Below are 8,031 nucleotides of genomic sequence, written 5' to 3'. Positions count from 1 at the left end.
CCGCGACCGGCGGTGGTTGCCATCAGCGCCATGTCGGCCGGCCAGATCGCCAAGATGAAAAAACGCTGCGCCAGCGTGCTCAGCGGCAAGGGCACCTACGACCGGGACCTGAAGGAGCTCTGCCGGATATTGGCGCGGCGCTGAGTACCGCAACATCGCATCTGCCGTGGGGCGTCAGTCTCTCAGCCAGCCACTGCCGCAAGGTGGCGGGCATTCTTAGGGGGTAGCTTTGCCAAGCGGTTCAGAGTTTCGCGGAAAGGCGGAACCGCTCAGGCTGTGCGCTTTCATCGGCGGCATTCCGCATGGCTTGGTCGCCGAGCCGAAGGAAGCGCGCCGCCCGGTAGCGGCCTTGCTCCGACCTCTGCCGTCCGTCCGGTCACCCGTTTGGGCCGGCTCGAAGATTCGCCTCTGGCCTTTTGTATCACCCGCTCTAGCTGCTTTGTGTTAGGCTCGTCATGTTAGCCTTGTCTTGCTGATGGAGGTTTTGATGGATCGGCGATCATTCTTGACAGCATTGTTCGGCGTTGCGGGGGCCGCGGCGCTTGCTACCGCGGTTCGGCCTCTCGAGGCCGTGGCCGGGGTTCCCAATATCGGTAACGGCATTCTCGATGAACTCGACAAGCAGGATGCCAATTCGTTTGATGACGACGAAGGCCCGGGCGATGTCGAGCAGATATCGCATCGGCGATGGCACCATCGTCGCCACCACAGGCGGCATGTCTGGAGACGGCACTGCCGCACGTTCTGGCGGCATGGCCGGTTGCGCCGGCGCTGCTATCGCAGGCGCTCCTTCGTCGTCTTGCGGTTCTAACCGCGGCACGTTCCCGGATTGACCCTGCCCTGAGGCGCAAACACCAAACAGACCCATCCCGATTTGCATCGGGATGGGCTGGTTCAGCTTTATCCAGCCACAGCTGCCACCGAATCCCGCTGCACCAGCGGGCATTCCAGCTTGGTGATTGGATAGCGGCCGCGGCCGGGAGGCGGCGGCACTTCGAGCTGTTCGATCGCCCATTGGCCCATCGCCATGTGCGGCAGGATCGATGTTGTCAGCGGCGGGAACAGGTGGCGGGCGATCTCCTCGTCGTCATAGCCGACGACGGAGATGTCCTGCGGGATGTGCAGGCCCGCCTCCTTCAGCGCTTCGTAGCAGCCGATGGCTGTGCGGTCGTTCTGGCAGAAGATGGCGGTCGGGCGCTCCTTGAGCGCCAAAAGCTTAACGGTCGCGGCATAGCCGGCGCTCGCCGACCAGTCGCCCTCGACCACCAGTTCGGGATCGAACGGGATGTCGGCGGTGGCGAGCGCTCTGCGGTAGCCTTTCAGCCGGTCCTGCGCGGCCTGCATCCACGGCTCGCCGGTGATGGTGGCGATGCGGCGGTGGCCGTGGCCGATCAGATGCCGGGTCGAGTTCTGGCCGCCGGCGATCTCGGACGGCACCACGGCCGGGAAGGCATAATCGGCCGTGTAGCAGTTGAGCAGGATGACCGGGATGTCGAGGCCGTAGAGGAAGTCCGGTGCCGTGATCTCGCGGGTGAAGATGGTCATGTAGACCAGCGCCGAGATGCCGCGCCTGGTGAGCGCCGCAATGGCGCGCGGCTCCATGACGGAGTCGCCCATGGTCTGCGCCACGAGCAACACATTGCCGGCGTTCCACGACGCCTGGCGCGCGCCCTCGATGGCGACAACGGCTTCCGGGCTTGTCGCCAGCTGGTCGACGGCGAAACCGATGACACTGTCAAGTCCATCGAAGGCGGGAACAGGTTTGCGCAGCGCCGAGAAGGCGGGTGCTGCGTAGCCGAGCGCACGCGCGGCGTCGATCACCCGCTCGCGCGTCTGCTGCGACAGCCGGATGCCGGGCGAATCGTTGAGCACGAAGGAGACGGTCGCCTGCGAGCACCCGGCTGCCCTGGCGATGTCGGTCATGGTGACGCGGCCGCCCTTGGCGGCTCTCGCCGGCGCCTTGCGCCGCTTCGCCGTGTCGTCCGGATCCCTCGTCTCGCTCATGGCATTGCGTCCCAATCCCCAGCCTGTCTAGTCGCAAGCCTGCCACACCGACAAGATGGTGTCGCGCCGTCGACCGATGGAAATAGTCGAAGGCGTTTATCTTTATTAGCAGCTTTGAAGTTCCCCGCCATGCCGCTGCGGGCCGCGTGAAATTCGAGGACTGCAAGGCATCTGCTTGCGCGAAGCGGTGCTGCACCTGTTCGGGAAAACTAGACCTAGGGCCACCGCCGAGTGTCCGCGCGGGACCTCTGCTAATAGTGTTTACTAATACAAAACGACGCTGTAACGTCAATCCGCCGTGTCCGGTCAGGTGGGACCCGTGCGGCGAGAAGTGCACGTGAATGGCCCGATGGCGAGCGGGGTTTGCCTCCGCAAGCGTGGTCTCGGACATGTGATATGTCAGACAAATCAGACTATTTACGAACACGGGATGAGTCTCTAATGTCCGTGATCGCGACCGACGACGCCATTCTTCAGCGCCGGGAACCCCTGAGGAGGAGGGCGTCCAAATCGCGAGCGGCAAGTCAGTGAATGCAAGATCGGTTCAGTCCGACGACTGAGCCAAAACGGGAGGTTGAACATGAAATCCTTGATACGACATGCATCCGTGGCCACCGCAGCCCTGCTGCTTGGCCTGACCGCGACAGCCATTGCGCGCGCCGACGACAAGCCGACGCTGGCCTTCGTCGTCAACGGCGCTTCCGATTTCTGGAAGGCCGCCGAAGCCGGCGTCAAGAAGGCGCAGGCCGAATTGCCCGACTACAATCTCGAACTCAAATATCCCGAGCAGTCCTCGGTCGCCATCCAGCAGCGGCTGATGGATGATCTGGTGACCGCCGGCGTCAAGGGCATCATGGTCTCGGCCGTCGATCCCAAGACCTCGACCGACGGTCTGAACAAGATAGCGTCGGAAACGGCGCTGTTCACCACCGACTCCGATGCCCCGCAGACCAAGCGTGTTGCCTATATCGGCTCGTCCAATGTCGACGCCGGCAAGCAGGCGGCCGAGATCGCCAAGAAAGCGATGCCGGACGGCGGCAAGTGCCTCGGCTTCGTCGGCCTGCTCGGCGCCGACAATGCCAAGGAACGCATCCAGGGCATGAAGGACGGCCTCGCCGGCAGCAAGATCGAACTGGTGGACGTGCGCGGCGACGACATCGACCAGGCGCGCGCCAAGAAGAATGTCGAGGACGCGCTGGTCGCCAGCCCCGACATCACCTGCATGGTCGGCTTCTATTCCTACAACACGCCGCGCATCTATGAAGCGCTGCGCGACGCCGGCAAGCTCGGCTCGATCACCGTCGTCGGCTTCGATGACGATCCGATCACGTTGGGCGGCGTCAAGGAAGGCACCGTGGCGGCCACCGTCGTGCAGCAGCCCTTCGAATGGGCCTATCAGGGCATGAAGCTGATGGCCGCCTATCTCAAGGGCGACAAATCAGGCATTCCGGAAGGCGGCCTGATCATCATCCCGACCAAGATCATCGGTAAGGACGATGTCGACACCTATGCCGCCAATCTGAAGGCGATGTCCGGAAACTGAGACCACGAGCAGTTGCGCCGGCTCAGGGTTCGCCTTGAGCCGGCGATCGTGTTGACGGGTCGGCCAAGGCCCGTCAGTCTGTAGCCCACCGGCTGCTGGCAAGCCTGATCAAATATGGCGTGATGAATTATTCCGACCCATCTATCGTCGCAACCACCCCGTTCCTCGGCCTCGAGAACGTGCGCAAGACCTATCCGGGCGTGGTGGCGCTGGACGGCTTTTCCATGGAGGTCAGGCCGGGCGAGGTGATCGGCCTGGTCGGCGAAAACGGCGCCGGCAAATCGACCTTGATGAAGATCCTCGGCGGCGTCACCAGGCCGGACAGCGGCGCCATCACCGTCGACGGCGTTGCGCATGACGGGCTCACCGTCGAAGGCAGCCTGGGGTCGGGCATCGCCTTCGTCCACCAGGAACTCAATCTCTTCGAAAACCTCGATGTTGCCGCCAATATCTTCTTCGGCCGCGAGCCGTTGCGCGGCGGGCCGCTGAGATTGGTCGACCGCGCCAAGCTGCGCGAAATGGTGGCGCCACTGCTGAAGCGCGTCGGCGCCAATTTCTCCGCCGATACGCCGGTTGCCTCGCTGTCGCTGGCGCAGCAGCAGATGGTCGAGATCGCCAAGGCACTGTCGATCAAGGCGCGGCTGGTGATCCTCGACGAGCCGACGTCGAGCCTGCCGCTCGCCGAAACCGACAAGCTGCTCGACGTCATCAAGGCGCTGAAGGCCGATGGCATCAGCGTCATCTTCATTTCGCACCGGCTGCATGAGGTCGAGCGCGTCGCCGACCGCGTCGTGGTGCTGCGCGACGGCATGCTGGCTGGCACCTTGCCGAAGAGCGCCATCAACCACGACCAGATGGTCAAGCTGATGATCGGCCGCATGCTGAAGGAGCGCGAGAAGGCCTCCGAGGCGGCTCGGGCGCCGGGCGCCACTGCGCTCTCGGCCAAAGCCATCCGCACCCCCGCCTACCCTGCCCGGCCGGTCGACCTCGACATCAGGCGCGGTGAAATCCTCGGCCTCGCCGGCCTTGTCGGCTCCGGCCGCACCGAACTGGCGCGGGTGTTCTTCGGCATAGACAGCACGCTTGGCGGTGGGCTCGAACTCGACGGCAAGCCGCTTGTGCTGGGTTCGGCGGCCGATGCGGTCGCGCATGGCATTTTTCTGGTTCCGGAAGACCGCAAGCTGACCGGCATTTTGCTTGACCTGTCGATCGCGCAGAACATCTCGCTGCCCAACCTGCCGGCGCATGCGAAGCGTCGACTGGTGTCGGCAAGCGCCGAGACCGCCACCGCCGAGAAGCAGAAGAGCAATCTCGGCATCAAGGCGCCGTCGGTGCAGACGCGAACCGGCACGCTGTCGGGCGGCAACCAGCAGAAGGTGGTGCTGGGCAAATGGCTGGCGATGAACCCGAAGGTGATGATCCTCGATGAGCCTACGCGCGGCATCGATATCGGCGCCAAGGCCGAGATTTACGGGCTGATGCGAGCCTTGGCCGATGCCGGCGTGGCCGTGCTGATGATCTCCAGCGACATGGAAGAGGTGATCGGCGTGTCCGACCGCATCGCCGTCATGCATGAGGGCCAGATCTCGGGCATTCTCGACAAAGAACAATTCAGCCAGGAAAACGTGCTGTTGCTGGCGGTCGGCAAGCCGGCAAACTAGCGGGCTTCAGGCGATTGCCGGTCCGGCGCATTGGGGAGAAGACGATGAGCAAAAAAGATCTCGGCCTGCTGATCCTGATCCTGGTGGTCGGCGCCGTGGTGACCGCCATCAACCCGCGCTTTCTTTTGCCGATCAACCTCGCCAACACCTCGAACCTGATCGGCCTGTTCGGGATCCTCGCCATCGGCCAGGCCTTCGTCATCATTACCGGCGGCATCGAATTGTCGGTGGGATCGCTGGTGGCGCTGCTCGGCACGCTATTCATCGATTTCATCGCCGTGCGCGACATGCCATGGCCGCTGGCGCTGCCGCTGATCCTGGTGCTGGGCGGCATCATCGGACTGGCGCATGGCTGGCTGATCACAAGGCTGAAATTGCAGCCCTTCGTGGTCACGCTGTGCGGCCTTTTGATCTATCGCGGGGTCGCCCGTTTCTATACCGCCGACGGCACCGCCGGCTTCGCCTTCGGCCAGAATTTTCCCGAGCTCGAATTCCTCACCGCGGGCCGCAGCTATGGCGTGCCCAACAGCTTCATCGCACTGATCGTCATTTCGATCGTCATGTGGGTGGTGCTGCACCGCTCGGTGTTCGGACGCTACCTCTATGCCATCGGCAAGAACGAAGAGGCGGCGAAATATTCGGGAATTCGCACCGGCCGTGTCGTCATGGCCGCCTATGTCATCTGCGGCGTGCTGACGGCGCTGTCGGCGATCTATTTCGCCATGTACACGCGCTCGATCTCGCCGGCCAGCCACGGCCAGTTCTACGAGCTCTACGCCATTGCCGCCGCCGTTCTCGGCGGCTTCTCGCTGCGCGGCGGCGAAGGCTCGCTGGTCGGCGTCATCCTGGGCACCGTGCTGCTGCAGGAGTTGCAGAACCTGGTCAATCTGCTCGGCATCCCGTCCTCGCTCAACTTCGCGGTGATGGGCGGCGTGATCCTGATCGGCGTGCTGGTCGACCAGCAATGGGGCGTGTTCCGCGCAAGGCGGCTGATGCTCGATGCCAGCCGGAAGACTGTCGCGGCGGAGTAGCGCTACATCACGCCGGATATATCCGAGAAGGCCATCGCCTTGCGCAGCACCTCGGCGAAGCGTTCTCCGGCGGCTTCGCGCTGGCCGCCATTGTCGATCGAGGTGACGCCGGAGCCGGACAAAGCGATATTGGCGCTGCGGGCGAGCCGAGCCAGCACTTCGCCGCGCGATTCGCGGCCGCGCTGGGCGAGACGCTCGGCGAGGATTTCCGGCGAGGCGGTGATCTCGACGACAGCCAGATTGGCATAGCGCTCCCGCAGCACCGGGATGACTGCGCGCGAGACATTGGCGACCGCGACATAGCCGTTGGCGATGGACGAGTCGACATCGGCCGGAATGCCGTAGCGCAGCCCGTGCGCCTCCCAGGAAATGGCGAAGGCGCCGTCGGCCTCGGCTTCGGCAAAGGCTGCGTCGGCCAGCGTGTCGTGATCCTCGCTTGCGGCGTCGCTCGGCCTGGTGATGACCCGGCGGACGAACTCCAGCCTCGTCTCGTCGGCAAACAAGGTGCGGGCATAGCCGATTACCGTATCCTTGCCGGCGCCGCTCGGGCCGACGACGGCGACAAACACGCCGTTGCGGAGCGGAAAGGCCTCGCTGCTGAGTTCGCGGTCGATCGACGCCAAGACCATCAGGCGACCCGGCGCCCTTGGCGCCAGACAGTGCGCACGACCGGCACATGGTCGTCGACGCGCACACGCACCAGATCGGCGCGGCGGCCCTGTTCGATGACGCCGCGGTCGTTGAGGCCGATCGCCTCGGCCGGATTCTTCGACACCATCGCAACCGCCTGCGGCAGGGAAATGCCCTCGACGACGTCGCCGAGGAAGAAGGCCGACTGGATCAGGCTGAAGGGAATGTAGTCGGACGACAATATGTCGAGCAGGCCGTCGCCGGCCAGCGTGCGGGCCGAGACATTGCCCGAATGCGAGGAGCCGCGCATGACGTTGGGCGCGCCCATCAGTACGCCGAGCCCGGCATCCTTCGAGGCCTTGGCGGCTTCCAGCGTGGTCGGGAATTCCGCGACGCGCACGCCCTGCTCGATCGCCTCGTCGACATGGCCTGATGTGGCGTCGTCATGGCTCGCCAGCACAATGCCCCGCTCGTTGCAGGCGGCTGATATCGCCACCCGGTTCGGTCCCGAATTCTTCGCCGATTCCGACATCCGCTTTTCGCAGAACAATTGGAAGTCGCGATCGGTCAATTTCAGCTTGCGCTGATAGTAATGGGCGTAGGTCTCGAGATTGACGAACTGACGCTGTCCCGGCGCATGGTCCATCAGCGAGGCCAGCTTGACCCGCTCGTCGCCATCGAAATTGGCGAAAGCCCGCAAGCAATCCGGCGCCGAGACCTCGCAGCGCAGGTGCAGGAAATGGTCGGCCCGCAACCGGTCTTTCGCGACGCTGTCCTCGATCGCGCCGGCGAGCTTGCGGATGTGGTCGGAGGTAATATCCGCGTCATCGTCCATGCCGACACGCAAAGCGTCGAGCACGGTGGTGATGCCGGCGGTGGCCACCTGCGCGTCATGGGCAAGGACGGCGGCGATCGGGTTCCAGCGCACTTTCGGGCGCGGCGCATAGTGGCCTTCGAGATGGTCAGTGTGCAGCTCGACCAGGCCGGGAATGATGTAGTCGCCGCCCATGTCCTCGCCGCCCATGCTCCCCCCGGTGTGGCCGGTGCCGGCGTCGACGCCGGAGATAAAACCGTCGCGCAGCACGAGCGACCCTTCGACGATCTCGTCGGCAAGCACGATGCGGGCGTTGTGGAGAACAGTTTCGGCGGTCATTCAGGCAGT

General features: G+C 64.3%; 7 protein-coding genes. 3 read left to right on the top strand and 4 right to left on the bottom strand.

Annotated elements, in window-relative coordinates; translation table 11 throughout:
* Positions 1-499: 499 nt before the first annotated feature.
* Together NKI61_RS25840 and NKI61_RS25835 are read right to left on the bottom strand one after the other, a co-directional pair.
* On the bottom strand, positions 500-682 hold the full coding sequence (locus NKI61_RS25840) for a hypothetical protein (protein ID WP_196813864.1): 183 nt from the start codon (positions 680-682) through the stop codon (positions 500-502).
* Between the two features lie 218 nt (positions 683-900).
* On the bottom strand, positions 901-2,004 hold the full coding sequence (locus NKI61_RS25835; RefSeq protein ID WP_023832680.1) for a LacI family DNA-binding transcriptional regulator: 1,104 nt from the start codon (positions 2,002-2,004) through the stop codon (positions 901-903).
* Positions 2,005-2,584: 580 nt separating this feature from the next.
* On the opposite strand from NKI61_RS25835, the gene NKI61_RS25830 reads away from it, so the two are divergent.
* The 3 genes from NKI61_RS25830 (at position 2,585) to NKI61_RS25820 (ending at position 6,239) form a co-directional block, all read left to right on the top strand.
* Positions 2,585-3,547 (top strand): sugar-binding protein, encoded by a 963-nt coding sequence (locus NKI61_RS25830; RefSeq protein ID WP_023672352.1) that lies wholly within the window; start codon positions 2,585-2,587, stop codon positions 3,545-3,547.
* Positions 3,548-3,669: 122 nt separating this feature from the next.
* On the top strand, positions 3,670-5,208 hold the full coding sequence (locus NKI61_RS25825; protein WP_023672351.1) for a sugar ABC transporter ATP-binding protein: 1,539 nt from the start codon (positions 3,670-3,672) through the stop codon (positions 5,206-5,208).
* Between the two features lie 44 nt (positions 5,209-5,252).
* A complete protein-coding gene (locus NKI61_RS25820) occupies positions 5,253-6,239 on the top strand; it encodes an ABC transporter permease (RefSeq protein WP_023672350.1) in 987 nt (328 codons plus the stop codon).
* Between the two features lie 2 nt (positions 6,240-6,241).
* On the opposite strand, the gene phnN is transcribed toward NKI61_RS25820, so the two are convergent.
* Positions 6,242-6,871 carry a phosphonate metabolism protein/1,5-bisphosphokinase (PRPP-forming) PhnN gene (gene phnN / locus NKI61_RS25815; RefSeq protein WP_352841507.1) on the bottom strand — a complete coding sequence of 210 codons (630 nt, stop codon included), beginning with the start codon at positions 6,869-6,871 and terminating at the stop codon, positions 6,242-6,244.
* The gene (locus NKI61_RS25810; RefSeq protein WP_352841505.1) at positions 6,868-8,022 is read right to left on the bottom strand and encodes an alpha-D-ribose 1-methylphosphonate 5-triphosphate diphosphatase; all 1,155 of its coding nucleotides are present in this window, start codon (positions 8,020-8,022) and stop codon (positions 6,868-6,870) included. The genes phnN and NKI61_RS25810 overlap by 4 nt, the downstream gene beginning before the upstream one ends.
* Positions 8,023-8,031 lie beyond the last annotated feature (9 nt).

Source organism: Mesorhizobium sp. M0514, assembly GCF_040321145.1.
In the GTDB taxonomy this organism is placed as follows: Bacteria; Pseudomonadota; Alphaproteobacteria; order Rhizobiales; family Rhizobiaceae; genus Mesorhizobium.
Note: the sequence above shows the minus strand (reverse complement) of the source record. Positions and strands in the feature narration are given on the sequence as shown.